The organism is Natrialba sp. PRR66 (genome assembly GCF_034808065.1).
In the GTDB taxonomy this organism is placed as follows: domain Archaea; phylum Halobacteriota; class Halobacteria; order Halobacteriales; family Natrialbaceae; genus Natrialba; species Natrialba aegyptia.
Map to the genome: position 1 here is coordinate 1 of NZ_JAXHGN010000218.1, position 248 is coordinate 248.

Annotated in this window: 1 protein-coding gene; it reads right to left on the reverse strand. The window is 37.9% G+C overall.

Features of this window, described 5'->3' with window-relative positions:
• The coding region (locus SM755_RS24035; RefSeq protein WP_323174887.1) for a hypothetical protein at positions 1-248 on the reverse strand (248 nt) is incomplete at both ends.

Consider the following 248-nt stretch of genomic DNA (forward strand, 5'->3'; position numbering starts at 1 on the left):
ATAGTAAAGCAACGGAGCCCACGCCAGCTAATCCACACAATCCAAGCTTTAATAAATAATTATTCTGGAGCTTCAACAAACCTTTAACGTAACCGGGATCTTTCATGCGGGTTAATTGTAATTCCCTCGTAGCAACCGCTATAAGAAATGGGTTGCATTTCTTACTAGCTATAGCACGTTTATAATATTTTTCTATTATTGTATATTCCGCAGCAGTAATATTGGCGAGCGTACCTGTGAATTTCTTT